Source organism: Streptomyces sp. NPDC051664 (genome assembly GCF_044453545.1).
Classification (GTDB): Bacteria; Actinomycetota; Actinomycetes; order Streptomycetales; family Streptomycetaceae; genus Streptomyces.
This window is the reverse complement of record NZ_JBITCU010000009.1, coordinates 1-19,920: the sequence shown is the minus strand read 5'-3', so window position 1 is coordinate 19,920 and position 19,920 is coordinate 1. Positions and strand designations below refer to the sequence as shown.

General features: G+C 69.1%; 22 protein-coding genes. 11 read left to right on the top strand and 11 right to left on the bottom strand.

Going from position 1 to position 19,920, the window contains the following annotated elements:
* Positions 1–58: 58 nt before the first annotated feature.
* The 7 genes from ccsB to hemL form a co-directional block, all read right to left on the bottom strand.
* A complete protein-coding gene (gene ccsB / locus ACIA8E_RS18520; RefSeq protein ID WP_399299216.1) occupies positions 59–1,150 on the bottom strand; it encodes a c-type cytochrome biogenesis protein CcsB in 1,092 nt (363 codons plus the stop codon).
* The gene (locus tag ACIA8E_RS18515) at positions 1,147–2,892 is read right to left on the bottom strand and encodes a cytochrome c biogenesis protein ResB (RefSeq protein ID WP_399299214.1); all 1,746 of its coding nucleotides are present in this window, start codon (positions 2,890–2,892) and stop codon (positions 1,147–1,149) included. The genes ccsB and ACIA8E_RS18515 overlap by 4 nt, the downstream gene beginning before the upstream one ends.
* A 5-nt stretch (positions 2,893–2,897) precedes the next feature.
* Entirely contained in the window at positions 2,898–3,635 is a 738-nt protein-coding gene (locus ACIA8E_RS18510; RefSeq protein ID WP_078852814.1) for a cytochrome c biogenesis CcdA family protein, read from the bottom strand.
* Between the two features lie 31 nt (positions 3,636–3,666).
* A complete protein-coding gene (locus ACIA8E_RS18505) occupies positions 3,667–4,278 on the bottom strand; it encodes a TlpA disulfide reductase family protein (RefSeq protein WP_093776288.1) in 612 nt (203 codons plus the stop codon).
* A 67-nt stretch (positions 4,279–4,345) separates the two neighbouring features.
* A complete protein-coding gene (locus ACIA8E_RS18500; protein WP_399299212.1) occupies positions 4,346–5,596 on the bottom strand; it encodes a hypothetical protein in 1,251 nt (416 codons plus the stop codon).
* Between the two features lie 191 nt (positions 5,597–5,787).
* On the bottom strand, positions 5,788–6,474 hold the full coding sequence (locus ACIA8E_RS18495) for a histidine phosphatase family protein (protein WP_399299210.1): 687 nt from the start codon (positions 6,472–6,474) through the stop codon (positions 5,788–5,790).
* Positions 6,471–7,787, bottom strand: a complete 1,317-nt coding sequence (gene hemL / locus ACIA8E_RS18490; protein ID WP_399299208.1) for a glutamate-1-semialdehyde 2,1-aminomutase — start codon at positions 7,785–7,787, stop codon at positions 6,471–6,473. Before hemL ends, ACIA8E_RS18495 begins: the two co-directional genes overlap by 4 nt.
* A gap of 129 nt (positions 7,788–7,916) precedes the next feature.
* Between hemL and ACIA8E_RS18485 the strand changes: the two genes are divergently transcribed.
* Both ACIA8E_RS18485 and ACIA8E_RS18480 read left to right on the top strand, forming a co-directional pair.
* The gene (locus tag ACIA8E_RS18485) at positions 7,917–8,501 is read left to right on the top strand and encodes a hypothetical protein (RefSeq protein WP_078852811.1); all 585 of its coding nucleotides are present in this window, start codon (positions 7,917–7,919) and stop codon (positions 8,499–8,501) included.
* Between the two features lie 223 nt (positions 8,502–8,724).
* Positions 8,725–9,834 carry a hypothetical protein gene (locus tag ACIA8E_RS18480; protein WP_399299206.1) on the top strand — a complete coding sequence of 370 codons (1,110 nt, stop codon included), beginning with the start codon at positions 8,725–8,727 and terminating at the stop codon, positions 9,832–9,834.
* A gap of 438 nt (positions 9,835–10,272) precedes the next feature.
* On the opposite strand, the gene ACIA8E_RS18475 is transcribed toward ACIA8E_RS18480, so the two are convergent.
* Positions 10,273–10,845 (bottom strand): TIGR03086 family metal-binding protein, encoded by a 573-nt coding sequence (locus ACIA8E_RS18475; RefSeq protein WP_399299204.1) that lies wholly within the window; start codon positions 10,843–10,845, stop codon positions 10,273–10,275.
* 88 nt (positions 10,846–10,933) lie between these two features.
* Between ACIA8E_RS18475 and ACIA8E_RS18470 the strand changes: the two genes are divergently transcribed.
* Together ACIA8E_RS18470 and ACIA8E_RS18465 are read left to right on the top strand one after the other, a co-directional pair.
* The gene (locus ACIA8E_RS18470) at positions 10,934–11,740 is read left to right on the top strand and encodes a DUF6597 domain-containing transcriptional factor (protein WP_399299202.1); all 807 of its coding nucleotides are present in this window, start codon (positions 10,934–10,936) and stop codon (positions 11,738–11,740) included.
* A gap of 46 nt (positions 11,741–11,786) precedes the next feature.
* Positions 11,787–12,338 carry a GNAT family N-acetyltransferase gene (locus ACIA8E_RS18465; RefSeq protein WP_399299200.1) on the top strand — a complete coding sequence of 184 codons (552 nt, stop codon included), beginning with the start codon at positions 11,787–11,789 and terminating at the stop codon, positions 12,336–12,338.
* 22 nt (positions 12,339–12,360) lie between these two features.
* Here ACIA8E_RS18465 and ACIA8E_RS18460 read toward each other — a convergent pair whose 3' ends face one another.
* Complete coding sequence (locus tag ACIA8E_RS18460; protein WP_399299198.1) at positions 12,361–12,801, bottom strand: GNAT family N-acetyltransferase; 441 nt, start codon at positions 12,799–12,801, stop codon at positions 12,361–12,363.
* A gap of 214 nt (positions 12,802–13,015) precedes the next feature.
* Between ACIA8E_RS18460 and ACIA8E_RS18455 the strand changes: the two genes are divergently transcribed.
* Positions 13,016–13,768 (top strand): Mut7-C RNAse domain-containing protein, encoded by a 753-nt coding sequence (locus ACIA8E_RS18455; protein ID WP_399299196.1) that lies wholly within the window; start codon positions 13,016–13,018, stop codon positions 13,766–13,768.
* Between the two features lie 70 nt (positions 13,769–13,838).
* Positions 13,839–14,168, top strand: a complete 330-nt coding sequence (locus tag ACIA8E_RS18450; RefSeq protein ID WP_399299194.1) for a hypothetical protein — start codon at positions 13,839–13,841, stop codon at positions 14,166–14,168.
* A 204-nt stretch (positions 14,169–14,372) separates the two neighbouring features.
* On the opposite strand, the gene ACIA8E_RS18445 is transcribed toward ACIA8E_RS18450, so the two are convergent.
* Positions 14,373–14,927, bottom strand: coding sequence for a hypothetical protein (locus tag ACIA8E_RS18445; protein ID WP_399299192.1), 555 nt, complete (start codon positions 14,925–14,927; stop codon positions 14,373–14,375).
* 146 nt (positions 14,928–15,073) lie between these two features.
* Here ACIA8E_RS18445 and ACIA8E_RS18440 point away from each other — a divergent pair, with 146 nt between their 5' ends.
* Both ACIA8E_RS18440 and ACIA8E_RS18435 read left to right on the top strand, forming a co-directional pair.
* Entirely contained in the window at positions 15,074–15,409 is a 336-nt protein-coding gene (locus tag ACIA8E_RS18440; RefSeq protein WP_030928094.1) for a YnfA family protein, read from the top strand.
* Between the two features lie 150 nt (positions 15,410–15,559).
* Positions 15,560–16,318: an SDR family NAD(P)-dependent oxidoreductase gene (locus ACIA8E_RS18435; protein WP_399299190.1), complete on the top strand. Its 759-nt coding sequence runs from the start codon at positions 15,560–15,562 to the stop codon at positions 16,316–16,318.
* A gap of 98 nt (positions 16,319–16,416) precedes the next feature.
* Here the strand turns inward: ACIA8E_RS18435 and ACIA8E_RS18430 are convergent, their stop codons facing one another.
* Positions 16,417–17,610: an RtcB family protein gene (locus ACIA8E_RS18430; protein WP_399299188.1), complete on the bottom strand. Its 1,194-nt coding sequence runs from the start codon at positions 17,608–17,610 to the stop codon at positions 16,417–16,419.
* Positions 17,611–17,780: 170 nt separating this feature from the next.
* Here ACIA8E_RS18430 and ACIA8E_RS18425 point away from each other — a divergent pair, with 170 nt between their 5' ends.
* The 3 genes from ACIA8E_RS18425 to ACIA8E_RS18415 all read left to right on the top strand — a co-directional run.
* On the top strand, positions 17,781–18,584 hold the full coding sequence (locus ACIA8E_RS18425) for a DUF3558 domain-containing protein (protein WP_399299186.1): 804 nt from the start codon (positions 17,781–17,783) through the stop codon (positions 18,582–18,584).
* A 161-nt stretch (positions 18,585–18,745) separates the two neighbouring features.
* Entirely contained in the window at positions 18,746–19,519 is a 774-nt protein-coding gene (locus tag ACIA8E_RS18420) for a DUF3558 family protein (RefSeq protein WP_399299184.1), read from the top strand.
* A 201-nt stretch (positions 19,520–19,720) separates the two neighbouring features.
* On the top strand, positions 19,721–19,920 hold a 200-nt coding region (locus tag ACIA8E_RS18415; protein WP_399299182.1), incomplete at its 3' end, for a DUF2637 domain-containing protein.

The following is a 19,920-nucleotide window of genomic DNA, read 5'->3' as shown; positions in this document are numbered from 1 at the left end:
GGTTCCGCACCCGTACGGACGCGGGAGGTGTCTCAGACGCCGGCGTACGGGAGGTGGCTCAGACGCCGGCGTAGGAGTGCTTGCCGGTGACGAAGATGTTCACGCCGTAGTAGTTGAAGAGCCAGCAGCCGAAGGCGATCAGCGCCAGATAGGCAGCCTTACGGCCCTTCCAGCCTGCGGTGGCGCGGGCGTGCAGGTAGCAGGCGTAGGCGACCCAGGTGATGAAGGACCAGACCTCCTTGGGGTCCCAGCCCCAGTAGCGGCCCCAGGCGTCGCCCGCCCAGATCGCGCCCGCGATGATCGTGAACGTCCACAGCGGGAAGACGGCGGCGTTGACGCGGTACGAGAACTTGTCGAGGGTCGCCGCGGCGGGCAGCCGGGACAGTACGGACTGGGCGAACGAGCCGGGCTCGACGCCGTTCGCTAGCTTGCTCTCGTAGCTGTCGCGGAACAGGTACAGCAGTGTGCCGACCGCACCGATGTAGAAGACGGCGCCGCAGATGATGGCGGTGGAGACGTGGATCCACAGCCAGTACGAGTGCAGTGCGGGCACCAGCTGGTCGCTGGAGGTGTAGAGCACGGTGGTCGCGATGCCGAGGTCCAGCAGGACGGTCGTGACCAGCAGCAGGCCCATCCAGCGGACGTTCTTCTTCAGCGCGAGCAGGATCAGGTACGCGGCTACGGCCACCGTGGAGAAGGTGATCGAGAACTCGTACATGTTGCCCCAGGGGGCACGCTGCACGGACAGCGCGCGGGCGACGACCCCGCCGGCCTGGACGAGGAAGGCGAGCACGGTCATGGAGACCGCGATCCGCCCCCACAGATCACCCTTGAACGTGCCGCCGGCGGCGCCGGGCCCGTCCGGGACGTCACGCGAACCGGCGGCGGAACGCGTAATGATCTTCGGTCGGTCCAGTACGGCGGTGGCGCCGCCCTTCTGTGCGACCTGGACCTGGATCTTCGCCGAGGAGGCGCGGGCGGCTCCGGCCCCGGTCAGCGCGGCGGCGGTGCGGCCGACCTTGCTGCGGCTGCCGAACACCCACTCCGCGATGTGCGCGAAGAAGGCAATGGTGTAGACGGCCATCGACGAATAGACCAGCACATTGCTGGTGTGTGCCAGATTCTCGTTGGTTGCGGCGGCGAGATTCACTTCTCAGCCCCTTCGGCAGGTTCTTCGGAAAGTGCTTCGGCAGATGCGTCGTCGGGCGCGGAGGGCGCCATGTCATGGAGTGTGACCGCGAGATCGGCCAGCTCCTCGGGAAGCTTCGCGGACTCGCTGCGGCCCAGGCCCGCCATCTCGACGACGGTGACGCCGTCCGCCCCGCGTACGGCCCGGACCCAGACCCGGCGCCGCTGGATGAACAGCGACCCGGCCAGACCGGCGATGGCCCCGATGGCTCCGGTGAGCGCCCAGCCGCTGGCGGGCTGTTGCGAGATCTGGAAGCTGGCCCATTGCTCGATGCCCTCGAAGGTGATCGATCCGGCTCCGTCCGGCAGCTTCATCGTCTCGCCGGGCAGCAGCCTCTGCTTCAGCTTGTCGCCCTTGCCGTCCTTGAACGCCTCCATCTTCGAGGTGTTCAGCTGGTACACGTTCTGAGGCAGTCCGGAGTCGACACCGAGGCTGCCGTGGTACCCGTTGAGGGCCAGTACCGGGAAGTCCGCGGCCGGGAACTGGGAGAACATCGTCCCCTTGCCGTTGCCCGCGAACGTCGGCACGAAGAACGCCTGGAAACCCAGCTGGTCCTTCTTGCCGTCCTTGTCGCGGTAGCCGTCCATCACCTTGATCGCACCGGTCGAGGTGACATTGCTGTCGATCGGCAGCAGCGGAACGGCGGCCTTGTAGACCTCGTTGCCCTTGCCGTCCTTGACGGAGACGACGGGGGCGTAGCCGTGCCCGATCAGATAGACCTTGGAGCCGTCGACCACCAGCGGCTCATTGACCTTGATGACGGCCTTCTTCGGCTTGCCGTACGCGCCCTCGGAGTACGTGACGTGAGCCTCGTACTTGCGTGGGGTGCCGACCTGCGGGCCGTTGCGCTCGTACGTGCCGACGAACTTGTCGAGGGTGAAGCTGAACGGGGCGAGTGAGTCCGTGTCGTACAGCGATCCGGACTTGAAGTCGTCGTACTGGGTCAGCGTGTTGGAGAAGCCGTCGCCGTCGACGATCAGCTTGCCGCCCTCGGACTTGAAGAGCTGCCCGGTGGCGAAGGCCACCAGCATGACGATCAGCGCGACGTGGAACATCAGGTTCCCGGCCTCGCGCAGATAGCCCTTCTCGGCGGCGACCGCATCGCCGTCCGCGTGCGCCCGGAAGCGCCGCTTGCGCATGATCGCGAGCGCGGCCTCGCGCACCTGCTCGGGCTCGGCGTCGGTGCGCCAGGTCGTGTACGCGGGCAGCCGGGTCAGCCTCTTGGGGGCGCCCGGCGGCCGGCTGCGCAGCTGGCCGATGAACTGGCCGGTGCGCGGCACGATGCAGCCGATGAGGGAGACGAACAGCAGGATGTAGATCGCGGAGAACCACACCGAGCTGTAGACGTCGAAGAACTGGAGCTTCTCGTAGATCGGCGTGACGGTGGTGTGGGCTTCCTTGAAGGTCTGCACCTTCAGCTCGTCCACGCTGTTCTGCGGGATCAGCGAGCCGGGGATGGCGCCGAGCGAGAGCAGGAAGAGCAGGATCAGCGCGACCCGCATCGAGGTGAGCTGGCGCCAGAACCAGCGTGCCCAGCCGATGACGCCCATGGCGGGCAGTGCGGCCAGGGCTTCTTCGCGCGGTGCCGTGGAGAGCTGCGAGCCGGCCGCGCCGAGCTCGGCCGCGTTCTCCCGCTCCTGTCGGCTCTCGCGCTCGCGCTCGTTCGCGCGCTCTTCGGCCGCGTCGGTCTTGGTGTTGCTCATGGAACTCAGATCCCCACCGTGAAGCCGTTGGACCAGCCCTGCAGTTCCTGCATCATGCTGCTCCACACACCGGTCAGCAGGAGCAGTCCGGTCACGATCATCATTGCGCCGCCGATCCGCATGACCCATACGTAGTGGCGCTTGACCCATCCGAAGGCACCGAGCGCCTTGCGGAAGGCGACTGCGGCCAACACGAACGGCAGGCCGAGTCCGAGACAGTACGCCAGGGTCAGTACGGCCCCGCGCCCGGCGGTCCCCTGTTCGAGGGCGAGCGTCTGCACAGAAGTGAGCGTCGGGCCGAGGCACGGCGTCCAGCCGACCCCGAACAGCACCCCGAGCAGCGGCGCTCCGGCGAGGCCGGACACCGGCCGCTTGTGGATGCGGAACTCGCGCTGGGTCATCCAGGGCATCAGCCCCATGAAGAAGACGCCCATCAGGATCATCAGGACGCCGAGAATCTTGGAGATGACCTCGCTGTGGTCCTGCAGCCGTTGCCCGAAATAGCCGAAGAGCGCGCCGCCGGAGACGAACACGGCGGAGAAGCCGAGTACGAAGAGCGAGGCGCCGACGACCATGCGCCCCCGTCTGGCCTGGGCCAGATCGGTCCCGCTGACCCCGGTGACGTACGAGAGGTAGCCGGGTACCAGCGGCAGCACGCACGGCGAGAAGAACGAGACCAGTCCGCCGAGTACGGCGATGGGCAGGGCCACCAGAAGGGCCCCGTTGAACACGGTCGTGTTCATGCCCGTGGTCGCGGCGAGCGTGAGCACGTGATCACTTCTCCGCGATCAGCGGGTCGATCATCTTGTGGAGCTTGACGTCGTCGAGGGCGACGAGGGTGCGGGCCGCGATCTTCCCGTCCCGGTCGATGACCACGGTCGACGGAATGGCCTGCGGGTTCAGCGTCCCCTTGGGGAAGCGGAGGATGAGCTTGCCGATCGGGTCGAAGAAGCTCGGGTACGTGATGCTGTTGTCCTTCTCGAAGTTCACCGCCGGGCCCTTCTCGGCGTCCCGGGTGTTGATCCCGATGAACTGGACACCCTGGCTCGCGGTCTCCTTCGACACCTTCGCGAAGTGCTTGGCCTCCAGCCGGCAGGGGCCGCACCACGAGCCCCATACGTTCAGCACGACGACCTTGCCCTTGTAGTCGGCGACGTCGAGGGGCTTGCCGTCCAGCGTCGCTCCGTCGAGCTTCGGCGCGTCCTGACGGTCCGCCTTGGCCACGGTGGAGATCCCGCCACTGCCGGTGACGAAGTGGGAGTTGCCGCCACCGCCGGCCTTGTTGCCGTCACCACCGCAGGCGGTCAGGGTCAACGCCAGTGCTGCGGCCGCTGCGGGGGCGGCGAGCAGGGTGAAGCGGCGTCGGGGTGCGCGGCCAAAGCTCATGTGAAAAGTTTCGCATGGCGGTTTCGGGGATCTTGCGCACCCCCCTCGGTGCCCGTAAAGACCGTTGTCAGGCCTGTTTAAAGAAGGTGTTCCAGCCACCGCCGGGCGACTCGCCGACCCCGAGGGTACGGAGCTTCGCAAGCACGGCCGGGTCCTGGACATCGAGCCAGTCGACGAACTGCCGGAACGAGACGAGCCGCACATCCGGCTTCCCCGCGATCCTTTTGAGGGTCTCCTCGACCGCATCCATATAGATACCGCCGTTCCACACCTCGAAGTGGTTGCCGATGAAGAAGGGCGCACGATTCGTCTTGTACGCCCGCTCGAAACCGGCGAGATACGACTGGATGGCCTGCTCGCGCCAGGCCGGAAAGCGCGACGGTATTCCCTGGGTGGAGTTCTTCGACTGGTTGGCCAGGATGTTGTAGTCCATCGACAGCACTTCGAACGAGTGCCCGGGGAACGGTATGGCCTGGAGCGGAAGATCCCAGAGCCCCTGGCGCTTCTCCGGCCAGATCTGGGTGCCGCCGGGCGAACTCGCGTCGTAGCGCCAGCCCAGTTTGCGCGCGGTGGGCAGCAGATTGTCCTGGCCGAGCAGACAGGGTGTGCGGGCGCCTATGAGTTCCTTGCGGTAGTCGAAAGGCAGCGGGTCGAGATCGGTCCAACCGGTATTGGTGCGCCATTCGGTGACGAAGGAGACCGCCTGATCGACTTCGTTCTCCCACTGGCCGGGCGTCCAGTGGGCCACCGATCCGGAGCCGGCACAGAAATGCCCGTTGAAGTGCGTGCCTATCTCATGACCGTCGAGCCAGGCCCGGCGTACCTGGTCCAGCGTCGCCTTGATGTGATCATCGGTGAGATACCCGATGTCGGAGGCGCCGATGGCGTTGTTCGGCGGTCGGTACAGGGATTTCTTCGACTCGGGCAGCAGATAGAGCCCGGAGAGGAAGAAGGTCATCGCCGCGTCGTGGTCCTTGGCGAGTTCGAGAAAACGCGCGAAGAGCCCGGTGCCGACCTCGCCCGCCCCGTCCCAGGAAAAGATCACGAACTGCGGCGGGGTCTGCCCGGGTTCCAGCGGGACCGGCGCGGAAGGCTGGTTCGGCTGCTCTCCGGTGTCAGCGGTGGAACCGTCCCCGATCTCCCGCACGTCGTTGTCCCCGGCACCGCTTCCCTCGGCCTCGCCGCCCGCCCGCTCCCCCGGGCCGGAGCCCGACCCGCCCCTCGCGGCAGAGTTCAGGGAACCGCAGCCCGCCATCCCGATGGCAGCCGCGGCTCCCAGTCCGGCTGTGAGCAGACTCCTTCGGCTGATATCGCGCACGGCGTCCCCATCTACGGTCGTTCTGGCCCAACTCCATACAAACTGGCGAAGGCTTAGATGGGTGAAACAGCACGGTGGTTCCACCGATCGGCACATGACTCCTGATCGCGACCGGACCGACGCCGGTCGGACGCAGCGCGGGCCCCGGCCGACGGATCGGCGGGGCCCGCGGAGTCGGCAGAGAGAAGCCTCTAGGCTCCGAACGCCTTGGACTTCCCCTTCACCGGCTTGGCACCGGCCAGCAGATGCGCAGGCACCAGATCGCGGGCCGGCTCGGTGTAGCCGACGGAGACGATCTTGTCGCCCTGGTACGTGAAGGTGGTCAGCGAGGCGAGCGTGCACTGCCGCTTGCGCGGGTCGTGCCAGAGCCGCCGCCGCTCGACGAAGCTCCGGACGATCCAGATCGGCAGCTGATGGCTGACGCAGACCGCCTCGTGCCCGCGGGCCGCGTCGCGCGCGGCGTCGAGGGCACCCATCATCCGTACGACCTGCTCGACGTACGGCTCGCCCCAGGACGGGCGGAACGGGTTGGTGAGGTGCTTCCAGTTGTCCGGCTTGCGCAGCGCGCCGTCGCCGACCCCGAAGGTCTTGCCCTCGAAGACGTTGGCCGCCTCGATCAGCCGCTCGTCCGTGGCCAGGTCGATGCCGTGCGTCTTGGCGATCGGTGTCGCCGTCTCCTGGGCGCGCTCCAGCGGGGAGGCGACGACATGGGTGATGTCGCGCTTCTCCAGGTGATCGGCCACCCGGTCGGCCATCTGCCGGCCGAGCTCGGAGAGGTGGTAGCCGGGGCGGCGTCCGTAGAGCACACCCTCGGGGTTGTGCACCTCCCCGTGACGCATCAGATGGACAACGGTGATGTCCTTGTCGGCCGGGCTCATGCGGTGGCCTCCGATGCGGCGCGGGCGGCGGCGGGCAGCGCGGCGGCGATCCGCTCGACGGCCTGCGTGTCGTGGGCGGTGGAGACGAACCAGGACTCGAACGCGGACGGCGGCAGGTAGACGCCCTGCGCCAGCATCGAGTGGAAGAAGGCAGTGAAGCGGAAGGCCTCCTGCTTCTTGGCGTCGTCGTAGTTCCGCACCGGCTGGTCGGTGAAGAACACGGAGAACATGTTGCTGGCCGCGGACACCGTGTGCGCCACGCCCTCCTTGGTGAATGCCTCGCCCACCAGGGCCTGGATCTCCGCGGAGACCGCGTCGACCTTCGCGTACGCCGCGTCGTCGAGCAGCCGCAGCTGGGCGAGCCCGGCCGCGGTGGCGACCGGGTTACCGGAGAGGGTGCCCGCCTGGTAGACGGGGCCGACCGGGGCGAGGTGCGCCATCACATCGGCGCGCCCGCCGAAGGCCGCGGCCGGGAAGCCGCCGCCCATGACCTTGCCGAAGGTCATCAGGTCGGGCCGCACCCCGTCGACGCCGAACCAGCCGGCCTTCGAGGTACGGAATCCGGTCATGACCTCATCGGAGATGTACAGCGCGCCGTTGGCGGCGCAGATCTCCTTGAGCCCGGCGTTGAAGCCGTCCAGCGGCGGCACGACGCCCATGTTGCCCGGCGACGCCTCGGTGATCACACAGGCGATCTCACCGGGGTGCGCGGCGAAGGCGGTCCGCACGGCCTCCAGGTCGTTGTACGGCAGCACGATCGTGTCGCCGGCCTGCGCGCCCGTGACCCCGGGGGTGTCCGGAAGGCCGAAGGTCGCGACCCCGGACCCGGCGGCCGCCAGCAGCGCATCCACGTGCCCGTGGTAGCAGCCGGCGAACTTCACGACCTTCGCGCGGCCGGTGAACCCGCGCGCCAGCCGGATCGCGGACATGGTCGCCTCGGTGCCGGACGACACCAGCCGTACCTGCTCCACGGGCTCGATCCGGGCCACGATCTCCTCGGCGAGCGCGACCTCGCCCTCACCGGGCGTACCGAACGAGGTGCCGCGGGCGACAGCCTCCTGGACTGCGGCGATGACCTCGGGGTGGGAATGGCCGAGGATCATCGGCCCCCACGAGCACACGAGGTCGACATACTCACGACCGTCGGCGTCGGTGAGGTACGGACCGGTACCGGACACCATGAAGCGGGGCGTACCGCCCACGGCCCGGAAGGCACGTACGGGAGAGTTCACGCCGCCGGGCGTCACGAGGGACGCGCGGTCGAAAAGCGTCTGCGAAACTGGGGCGTCATAGGGAAAGCTCACACAAGCCATGGTGTCAGAGCCACCGACGGTCTTGCGGACGGGTGTTTCACACCACGCCCGCGGGGGAGGTCACTGACACGATGATCGGGTTGCGCGGCGGGGGCTGTGTCTCCTAAGTAGTAGTCGGGTGGATGAGATATGCATCGCGGTGGCGGAGTGGGCGAAGGGACCGACGACCTGGGGCCCGAGCCTGCCCGGCGAGGTCGGCACCGGCGTGAGGCTGAGCGCAAACAGGGCATACATCAGGCCGGCAGTGCACAGGCCGGAAGCAGGAGTGGTGGTCGGGTGGGGGTGACCTACAAATATTTCGGGGCCCCCGACGGGGCCACTGCCGCACGCGTGCCCATTTCGATGCGCCCCGAGGAACTCGGCGGTGACGAGCTGGGCATGGGCGGCATGTTCAGCAAGATCAAGCCGGAGACGGTCGCGGCCATGGTGCTCACCGGCATCCAGGGCATACCCCTGCACAAGGTCCCCCCGCTGGAACTGGTCGTCCTGCACCCCGACTACGCGGTGGTCAAGCTCCCGATGACGGTCGTCGACCCGCTGCGCGACGTCGGCGAGGAGTCGGTCGGCGCCGCGGCCTTCATCTGGTCCACGGTCCCGGACCGCGGCGGCCCGCGCGACGCGTTCAACGTCTACCAGCTGCTCCACGAATGGCAGGATTTCAGCCATCGTCTGCATGACGCGGGGCATCAGGCGTACTGCTTGGTGTGGCCCTGAGCCGATCCCGATCCGGCCGTGAGCCGATCCCGATCCGGCCCCGGACGTGCTGCCCTGGCCTCGTCCCGGTCCGGCCCCCGACGTGCCCTGCCCTCGTGGTCCCGTCCTGACCTGGTCCTGAGCCGGTCCCGACGCCACCCCGTAGCGCGGCTGTCACCCCGGGGCTCTACGGTTCTCCCCTGTTCTCGTGCACGCTGCACGCTGCACGTTCGGGAGGGGACCCATGACCACCAGTGCCGCATCCGCTCGCCTTGTCGCCACGCTCACCGCACCCCTGGACCGGGATCGTGACGCCGCATACGCGCCGTCCGTCCTGCGGTGGCCGGATCGCCGTCTGCTGATTCAGCGCGGCGACTTCGAGGCGGTCGCCGTCGACCTGGACGACCCGTCCGCCCCACAGACCCGCTTCCCGGCCCCCTGGCCGCGTCGCTTCGGTACGTTCACGGTGGCGCCGGGCGGGGATCTCGCGGTCTTCGCGGGTGTGCATTCGGTACGCGCGGTGGATCCGGCGGGGGCGGTGCGCTGGGAGGTTCGGCACGGTTGCTGGGAGGGCAGTTGCCGCATCCTGCACGAGGCGTTCGAGGAGTACGCGGACAGCAGGTCGCATCTGTACGCGGACAGCGGCTCGGCGGTGTTCTCGGCGGACGGGTCGCTCGTGTGGGCCCACGTCCGCGGCCCCGTGGCGACGGCCGGGCCGGATCCGGAGGCGCTCGACGAGTGGCTGGTCATCGATGCCGCCGACGGTCAGGTGCTGGGACGGGCGGACGCGGAGACCGTGGCCGCGGGCTCGGAACACGTACCGCATCCCGATCCGGCGCAGATGGGGCTGAGCGTCGGCGAGGGCCAGGACGGGGCGCCGCTGCTGTGGGGGCGGTGGGACGGGGCGGAGCTGTCCGTGGAGCACTTCGGCGAGGAGGAGCGGATCCTGACCTCCGTGAGCCCCACGGGCCAGCACTTCCTGACAGTGGCTCACGATCTGGACTCGCTGGCTCTGCACCGGGTCTCGGACGGTGCGGTGGTGGCCGAGCTGGAGGCGGCGGATGCCGTCTCCCGCCACCCCGACGCGGATCCGGACGACTTCGACGCCGACGACGTGATGTGGGACTACGAGTGCGGGTTCGTGGACAAGGAGACGGCCATCTCCAGTACGGATCAGGACGAGGAGTACGGGCCGGTGCGGCACTGGCTGCTGGACGCGGCGGGGATGCGCCCGGCCGGTCAGGTCGCGTACCCCTTCCCGGTCTCCGGTACTCCCACGGCTCTCGGCGACGGCACCTGGTACACGGTGTCCGGGAGCGGGGACGCCGTGCACCTGTGGGCCTTGGACGCGTAAGGCCGTCATACGACCATATTTCGGCCATTCATTGGCCGAAGAATGATCTTCAGCAGACCTGCCGTCCTTGCCGATGTACCCCATACAGCCGATACCGCCGGTGCGGTCGGTGTGCGAGGCATCGACATCTAGGAGGCCCGCTCATGGGCGACATTCTGCTGGCCCTGTCCATCCCGGTACTGGTCTTCGCCGTGGGGATCTACGCAGGGTGCGAGACGTGGTGGCGGCGCCGGCATCCGGCGCCGCCGTCCCCGTACACCCATCAGGCGGCGCGCCTCTCCGAGCGCGAGATGGTCGCGTCCGCCGAGGAGATCGTCGACGGGGCGCACGTGAGGCTCGAGGAGCTCTACGGCACCTCAGGAGGGACGATTCCGGCCACGGGAGCCACTGGAGTCATGGGCACCCCGGGAGCCACCGGCGCCCCGGGAGCCCCGGGGCTCACGCCCGAGGCGGTTGCCAGTCCGGGTCGCGGCCGGTCACAGCCAGCATCCGCTCGAAGGGGCTAGCACCGTCCGGCACGGGGAAGGGCTCACCGAACACCTTCGCCTTCCGCGCATTCGGAGCCATCTCGGCGAGCCCGGGGCCGAGTTCGCTCACCACCGTCTCGTCCGGGACGTATTCCTGACCGGTGGCCCGTGCCAGGTCCCACGCATGCACGGTCAGGTCGCCCAGCACCATCCGCGCGACGGTTCTGGCGGGGAACCCCATGGAACCCGCGGTCCCCTCGTCCGCACCCGGCGCGTCCCACGCCGCCACCAGCTTGGCCGTCTCCTCGCCGAAGCGGCCCCGCCAGTCCCCGGTCACCACGGTCGGCCTCGCGCCGAAGTCCGGCTCCTCCCTGGCCGCCAGGGCCTGGAAGTTGACGACCACTTGGAAGAGATGGTCGATCAGGGCCCGCACGTCGTAATCCGTGCACGGTGTGGGGTCGCCCAGTCGGCCGTCGTCGATCCCATGCACGACGGGAGCAGCGCTGTCGGCGGCCGCAGCCAGCAGTTCACTGATTTTCTTCATGCTGCGACCGTCCGCCCGACGACGGCCCGTGTCTTGAATAAACGCGACACCACCGATACGAACGTACGTTCGCAATAGAATCGCTGCCATGTCTGCTCCTCGACGCGACACCCGGGGCATCGTCGACGCCCGCGAACTCTTCTCGCACGTGCACTTCCGCCGGCGTGAGCCCGCGCCCGGGCTGCGGACGCAGGTGGCGTTCTACTGGCTGATCGACTGGGACCTGCCGGAGCCGTACACCTCGCACGTCGTGCCGCACCCGTCGGTGAACCTGGTCTTCCAGCACCACGAGAGCAGCGGCGAGGCCGCCTTCGCGGAGGTCGCGGGCATCGGGCTTGAACTCTTCACCCAGAAGCTGGAGGGCCGGGGACGGGTGTGCGCGGTGAAGTTCCGGCCGGGCGGCTTCCGGCCGTTCGCACCGGACCGCCCCGTGTCGGAGTGGACGGGCCGACGGCTCCTGGCGCACGAGGTCCTCGCCGTACCCGCTCCTGTGGCGGCCGTGCTGGACCCGGCCAGGGAGGACGCGCGGGTCGCCGCGCTGGACGCGTACCTGCTGGCACTCGCCCCGGAACCGGACCCGCAGGCCGAGCGTGCGATGGCCCTGGTCGAGCGCGTGCGCACCGACCGCACCATGCGCCGGGTCGACGAACTCGCCCGCGCCGAAGGGCTGTCGGCACGCTCGCTGCAGCGGCTCTTCGCCACGTACGTGGGCGTCGGCCCCAAGTGGGTGATCCTCCGCTACCGCATCCACGAGGCGCTGGAACGCGCCGAGTCGGACCCCGAAGTGGACTGGGCGGAGCTGGCCGCGGACCTCGGCTACAGCGATCAGGCTCACCTGACCAGGGACTTCACGTCGACGATCGGCGCCCCACCGACGGCACTCGCCACCCGTTGACGGTCGGTGCCGGTGGTTGTCAGTAGTGCGGCCTACTGTCTTCGGTATGGAACGCACCTCGTCATCGCCGGCGCCCGTCGTACGGATCGTGCCCTGGTCGGACGGCGACCTGGAGCTGCTCCGCCGCACCAATGCACCGGAGCTGATGGACCACCTGGGCGGCCCCGAGTCCGAGGAGCAGCTCATGGCGCGCCACGACCGCTATGTCGCGCTGAGCGAGGACCGGACGGGCCTCGGCAGGATGTACCGGATCGCCCTGACCGACGGCAATGGGGACGAGGCCGTGGGGACCATCGGTTTCTGGGAGCGGGCCTGGCGAGGGCAGGAGGTGTACGAGACGGGGTGGGCCGTCCTCCCGGGATACCAGGGGCGGGGCATCGCGGCGACCGCGGCCGTGGCCGTCGCCGAGCAGGCCCGGGCCGAGCAGAAGCACCGCCACCTGCACGCATACCCGTCCGTGGACAACGCCGCGTCGAACGCGGTGTGCCGCAAGGCGGGCTTCACCCTGCTCGGCATGTGCGACTTCGAGTACCCGCCCGGCCATGTGCTGCTGACGAACAACTGGCGGCTGGAACTCGCCCCGGAGTCCGCCCCGTAGCTCAGCACGGAGCTCGTGGTGGTCAGTCCCGGTCCCGGACCAGCCGCTTGGTGAAGCTGAAGGCGACGATGGCCAGCCGCTCCCGCAGATAGAAGCGGTGGGCATCCGTGCGGTGGGTCCCCGAGTCCAGACTGAACTCCAGGCATCCCGACTCCTGGGCGCGCTGCTCCAGATACCCCAGGAGTCGGCGGCCGACGCCGGTGGAGCGGGCATGCTCGGCGGTGACCAGATCGTCGACGTACAGCTTGCGGATCTGGCTGGTGTTGTCGACGATGCGCCATCCGGCCGCGCCCACGCAGACGCCGTCGTCGTAGCAGGCGGTGAAACGGAGCCCCTGCGCGTGTCCATTCCCGTACACCTCGCGGAAGAGGTCCTCGGTCAGATGCGGACGCAGTTCACGCAGGACGGGGAGCAGGTCGTCTGCCAGTCGGGCATCGCCGGGTTCGAGATCGAGAATTTTCATGGGGGAACTGTAGGCGGGTCGTCCGGAGGCCCGAAGACGCATGGCCGGGCGGGCCCCGACCGGGCAATCCATCCGCAATGCACAGCTTCTGAGTAATACAACTGAATACTCTGCAGACCTGTCCGGACACACTGCCGCGTTGCGCGCCCGAGCCACCACCTCTCCCCCACGAGTCCCCTGGCTGCCACGGACCCCTCAATGGCATCCTGGCGACGTGAACGGACCGGAGATCCACCTCGAGGTCGACCCCGAACTGCGGCTCTTCGTCGCGCACGAGCGCCGCAACGGGCGCACGGTCGTGATCACCGACGGCGTCTCGACGCTCGGCCATGTCGTGGAGTCGCTCGGAGTGCCTCTCACCGAGGCGGGCCGACTGCTCGTCGACGGCCGCCCCGTTCCGGTCTCGCACATCCCGGGCGCGGGTGAACTCGTGGAGGTGCGTGCGGTGGCACGCCCCCAGCGCATCGAAGGCGCGCCGCTGCGCTTCCTCCTCGACGTCCACCTCGGGACGCTCGCCCGGCGGCTGCGGCTGCTGGGCGTCGACGCCGCGTACGAGAGCACGGACATCGGCGATCCGGCGCTGGCCTCGCTGTCTGCGAGGGAGCGACGGGTGCTGCTCTCGCGCGACCGGGGGCTGCTGCGGCGCCGGGAGATCTGGGCGGGTGCGTACATCTACAGCGACCGGCCGGACGACCAGCTACGGGACGTACTCGAACGGTTCGCACCGGTGCTGGCCCCGTGGAGCCGTTGCACCGCATGCAACGGGCAGCTCGCCGAGGCCGACAAGGACTCCGTCAGCGGGCAGCTGGAGCACGGCACACAGCGGTCGTACGACGTCTTCGCGCAGTGCGTGGAGTGCGGCCGGGTGTACTGGCGCGGCGCCCACCACGCACACCTGGAGAAGATCGTCGCCAGCGCGGTCCACGAGTTCGGCGACGCCTCCGATCAGGCCGGCCCACTCGTATAGACGGTGTCCGGCCGCGCCCCCGCCGAGGCGAGCGGGGACGTTCAGGGCGGCCGCCACCCGCCTCCTGGCGATGGCGCGTCCGGCCGGCGACAAGGCGATGGGCATGATCTCCGGCATCGGCATCGCGTACGCGGCGCCGCGCGGCTCGCATCCCCTCACCGGAAAGCGCGCTCCCGACCTGGGACTGGTGGAGGGCCGCCTCCAGGAGGAGCTGCGCGACGGCGAATTCGTCCTCGTGACTCCTGCAGACACGCCCACGCCGGTATCGCCGGCCCCGCTGGTGCACACGCACTGGACGGACGGCCGCTCGACCGTGCTGCTCGTCCGCCCCGACGGTCATGTCGCCTGGGCGAGCGACCGGCCCGACCCCGCGGCGCTGCGGGCCGCCCTCACTCGATGACCGGGTCGGCGCCGCCGAACCCAGCGCGTTGCCGGCGAGGAAGACCACCGCGATGCTCGCGTAGCTGAGGTGCGGTACGTCGGGACCGCAGAACGCCCGGACCGACGCATCCAGACACATCACGAACAGGCCGGTCAGCAGCCACACACCAACACCGCAGCCGCAGCCGCGTATCCGGCCACGCCGGACACGCGCCAGTGGCGGTCAGAAGACGTATTCGTCCCCGGTGGCAGGCGCCAGCACCTCATGCCGGTCGTTCTGCGGGTTCCGATCGGTCACGCCGCCGTTCCACGCGGTGTCGATCCGTACGACCACCTCGTTCGGCCGCCCCGCGAGCTGCAGTTCGAGCGCGAACTGCCGCCCCGCCGCCCCACCCGCACGCAACGGTCCTGTCCGGCACAGCACGGTGCGGGCGTTGGCCTGCAGACAGGCGCTCGGCATCTCCTGCCGACCGGTGAGGGCCACCGAGAAGCGCAGCCGCACGGTCGAGCGCATCACGTCCGACGGGCCATGATTCTCGCTGAGCAGCCAGACTCCGAGCTCCTCGCCCCACAGCGAGACATGGCCGTGGTGGGAGATGTCCGCCTCCGGTGCAACCGACCGGTACGCCGGAGACGGCATGGCCGCAACTGCGGCCACCGGCACGAGCGCCGGGACCGCCCCGGTCGCCTTTCCGGCCCCCCACATCACAGACGACACCGTCGCCGCAGTCGCCATCGCGACGAAGACCATCAGTCGAGCCCTACGCGTCAATACCATGCCCCGAAGATACTGATCACGCCGAATCGTCCTTATTTACACACCGGTTCGACACACCAACTCCACCCGCCTGCCCCACCGTCCGAATCACGTCCCTCGTCCGGCCTCCCCACCGCGTCATCCCGCCCACATGAAACGCTGCTCCCATGGTCGTCGCCCGCTCAGTCGCACTGTTCGTCGTCGCCGCGCTCTTCGAGATCGGCGGAGCCTGGCTCGTCTGGCAGGGCGTGCGCGAGCACCGGGGCTGGATCTGGATCGGCGCCGGAGTCATCGCCCTCGGCGCGTACGGCTTCGTGGCCACGCTTCAACCGGACGCCGAGTTCGGCCGCGTCCTGGCCGCGTACGGCGGTGTCTTCGTCGCGGGTTCGATCGCCTGGGGCGTGATCGCCGACGGCTACCGCCCCGGCCGCTGGGACGTGATCGGCGCACTGATCTGTCTGGCCGGCATGGCCGTGATCATGTACGCCCCCCGCAACCACTGACCGCACCACCGATCACCCCGATGACCAGCACCGACCGCACCGACCGCACCGCCGACCGCGCCACCCCCACCGTCGGCCGGCACACGGCCGCTCGCCCCGCCTGCCTATCCTGAACCTGTACCGATCAGCCGTCCGAGGAGTCGAGTCCGCATGGCCGCCACCCCCATCGCCGTGATCACCGGAGCGAGCAGCGGCATCGGCGCCGCGACTGCCCGCCGGCTGGCCGCCGCCGGCTACCGCGTCGTCCTGACCGCCCGCCGCAAGGACCGGATCGAGGCACTCGCAGCCGAGATCGACGAAGCGGGCCACGAGGCCACGGCGTACGCCCTGGACGTCACGGACCGTGAGGCGGTCGACACGTTCGCCACCGCCTTCCGCACCCTCGCCGTCCTCGTCAACAACGCGGGCGGCGCCCTCGGCGCCGACCCCGTCGCCACCGGCGACCCGGCCGACTGGCGCCAGATGTACGAGACGAACGTCATCGGCACCCTCAACGTCACCCAGGCCCTGCTCCCCGCCCTCACCGCAAGCGGGGACGGCACGATCGTGGTCCTCTCCTCGACGGCGGCCCTCGCCTCGTACGAGGGCGGCGGTGGCTACGTGGCCGCCAAGCACGGCGAGCACGTCCTGGCCGAGACCCTCCGCCTGGAGATCGTCGGCACCCCGGTCCGCGTCATCGAGGTCGCCCCCGGCATGGTCAAGACGGAGGAGTTCGCCACCACCCGCTTCCGTGGCGACACGGAGAAGGCCGCCAAGGTCTACGCGGGTGTCGACGCCCCCCTCACCGCCGACGACGTGGCCGACACGATCACCTGGGCCGTCACCCGTCCCAGCCACGTCAACATCGACCTGCTGGTGGTCCGCCCCCGCGCCCAGGCCTCCAACTCCAAGGTCCACCGCACCCTCTGACCGCTGACAGCCGTCAGCGGCGCGCACACGCACGCAGAAGAGCCCCGGACCACCACCACAGGGTCCGGGGCTCTTCCGTTCATCGGCGCGAGAGGCACTCAGCCCTTCACGCACACCACCTGCTTCAGCTTCGCGACGACCTCCACGAGGTCCCGCTGCTGCTCGATGACCTGCTCGATCGGCTTGTACGCCCCCGGAATCTCGTCCACGACGCCGGAGTCCTTACGGCACTCCACACCCCGCGTCTGCTCCTCCAGGTCCCGTGTCGAGAAGCGCCGCTTGGCCGCGTTGCGGCTCATCTTCCGGCCGGCGCCGTGCGAGGCCGAGTTGAACGACTTCGCGTTCCCGAGGCCCTTCACGATGTACGAGCCGGTGCCCATCGATCCGGGGATGATGCCGAGGTCCCCCGACCCCGCCCGGATCGCACCCTTACGAGTGACCAGCAGGTCCATGCCGTCGTACCGCTCCTCCGCCACATAGTTGTGGTGGCAGGAGATGACCGGGTCGAAGGTCACCCGGGCCTTCTTGAACTCCTTGCGGACCACGTCCTGGAAGAGCCCCATCATGATCGCGCGGTTGCGCTTCGCGTACTCCTGGGCCCAGAACAGGTCGTTGCGGTAGGCCGCCATCTGCGGTGTGTCCGCGATGAAGACGGCCAGGTCGCGGTCGACCAGTGCCTGGTTGTGCGTCAGCTTCTGCGCCACCCCGATGTGGTGCTCGGCGAGCTCCTTGCCGATGTTCCGGGATCCGGAGTGCAGCATCAGCCAGACCGAACCCGACTCGTCGAGGCAGAACTCGATGAAGTGGTTGCCCGACCCGAGAGACCCCATCTGCTTCGTGGCACGCTCCCGACGGAACTTGACCGCATCGGCCACCCCCTCGAACCGTCCCCAGAAGTCGTCCCAGCCCGCCGTCGCGAAGCCGTGCAGCCGTCCGGGGTCCACGACGTCGTCGTGCATCCCACGGCCCACCGGAATGGCCTGCTCGATCTTCGACCGCAGCCGCGACAGATCTCCCGGAAGGTCGTTGGCGGTCAGGGAGGTCTTCACCGCGGACATTCCGCACCCGATGTCCACCCCCACCGCAGCCGGGCAGACCGCACCGTGCATCGCGATCACCGAGCCGACGGTCGCACCCTTGCCGTAATGCACGTCGGGCATGACGGCGAGCCCCTTGATCCAGGGCAGGGTGGCCACATTCTGCAGCTGCTGCATCGCGCCGCCCTCGACCGAAGCCGGGTCGGCCCACATGCGGATCGGGACCTTGGCCCCCGGCACCTCTACATACGACATAATCCCTCGATTCCCCCGAAAAGTCTGAAAGCGCAAAACTGGTGCCAAGGTCGGCAAATGAGTCGGTCGACCGGCATTCACAGCGGCGCGTGCGATACACATTGTGTCCACCGGCCGCCATCGAGCGGCAACCGTTTTTCGCACGAAGGGAGCCCAGGATCGTGCGACGAATGGCGTACGTACCCGGCGCCGCGCTCCTTGCAGCGCTTGTCGTCGGCTGTAGCGCCGGCACCGGAACCGACGGCTCCGCCGCCGACAGCAGGCCCGGCGGCCCGACGGCCTCCCCCGCCGCACCGGCGGGCAAGTACCGCACACTTCCCGACCCTTGCCGCTCCGTCACGCACTCCACCCTGAAGGACCTGCTTCCGGGTGTCGCCGAACTGCCGGAGGACCAGCAGGAGAAGGCGTACGCGGGAACGGCCTCCGTGACCTACGACACGGACCGCCGCGTCGGCTGCACGTGGAAGGCCGAGGCCCCGGACTCGTCCCGGAGCCTCTCCCTCGACTTCGAGCGGGTCGTCTCGTACGACACCTCCGTGAGCGACGACGACCGCGCCGGCGAGGTGTACGGGAAGAAGGAGGCCGCCGCCCATCTACCGTCCACCGCATCGGACTCCCCCTCGGACTCGAGCTCCCCTTCGGGCTCGGCACCGAGCGACGGGAAGACGGACGAGGAGACCGACGGGGAGTCCGACGGAAAGAGCGGCGACGGGGCCACCGGAGCCGCCGAAGACCTTCAACCGCGCGTCCTCGACGACCTCGGAGATGCCGCATTTCTGGACGATCTACTCATTCAGGCAGGTTCCACCGCACAGCACCGGACGGTGAGCGTGGTATTCCGCACATCGAACGTCATCGTGACCGTCCAGTACACCGAGCAGCCCGCCCTCTCGACGGAGATCCCCGACAGCAAGGAACTGCAGGAGAAAGCCCAGGCGCTGGCCCGGAAGCTGGTCGACAAGTTCGGCGAATAGCCCCGCGCCGATCGCCCCGGACCGGCGCCGGCCCCTCTCGGCGGCCCACCCTGCCGAGGCGGCATCCGGCCGCCGTCCGTCGTACCGTGGCCCTCCGGAACACCCGCCCGACCGCCCACCCGCGCCACCCGCGCCACCCGCGCCACCCGAGTGAAGGAACCATGCACCGATCAGCCTCGCGACTCACCCGCATACTCGCCTGCGCCGCCGTCCCGGTGATGCTCGTCGTCGCCGGCTGTTCGTCGGACTCCGGCAGCAAGAAGGAGTCGGACGGCTCGTCCTCCTCCGCTCCGGACGCGAAGAAGTCGGCGGCGGCGGTCGCGCAGGCGAAGTTCGCCGAGCTGCCCGACCCGTGCAAGGCGATCTCCGCCAAGACGATCACCTCGCTGGTCCCCAAGGCCAAGAGCAAGGCCGGTTCGCCGGCCACGTCCAGCGACACCTCGGCGCGCGCAGGCTGCTCCTGGAACGGCCTCGACGACAACGGCGTCAAGGGCTCGCAGTACCGCTGGCTCGACGTCGGCTTCACCCGCTTCGACTCGGACCAGGCCCTCGGCAGCGGCGCGAAGCGCGCCGAGGACGACCTCACGAAGCAGCTCGCCAAGACCAGGACGGCCGAGGGCGCGAAGAAGATCACGGAGGCCCCCGTCAGCGGTATCGGCGAGGAGGCCACCAAGGTCACGTACGACCTCACCAAGACCGGCGAGGACTTCAAGTACGCAACGATCGTGGCCCGTACGGGGAACGTCGTCGTCACCCTGACCTACAACGGCGCGGGTTACGCGGGTGCGAAGACGCCGTCCGGCGCCGACATCCTCAAGGACGCCGAGAGGGCCACCAAGGAAGCCGTCGCCGCGGTCGCCGACGCCAACGCCGCCGACGACGACAAGCCGAGCCCGTCCGCGAGCCCGTCGAAGTCGGCCAAGTCGTCGAACTAGGCGTCACGGGGAACCGGACCCGTCGCCGCTCGCCCGGCAGCCGTCCCGATCCCCAACCCCCCTGCCCAGAAGCAGTTTTACGAAGCCCGGTCCTGCCCCGAGGACCGGGCTTCGCCCCTCCCCGCGCAACGCAGTCCACACACATGTGCCAGGCTGTGCCCGCCAGAAGTCGAAGAAGGGGACACAGGGAGGGGATCGCGGGTGGCCGCGATGCAGCTGACACGCACGCACCGGGTACTCATCGGGGTCGTCGTCGCGGGCGCGGCAATCATCGCCGCGATCGGCTTCGCGGGCTCGTACGCCGCTGTGCGCGCGCTCGCAGAACAGAAGGGCTTCGGGAACTTCTCCCTGGTCTTCCCGATAGGCATCGACGCGGGCATCTGCGTACTGCTGGCGCTGGA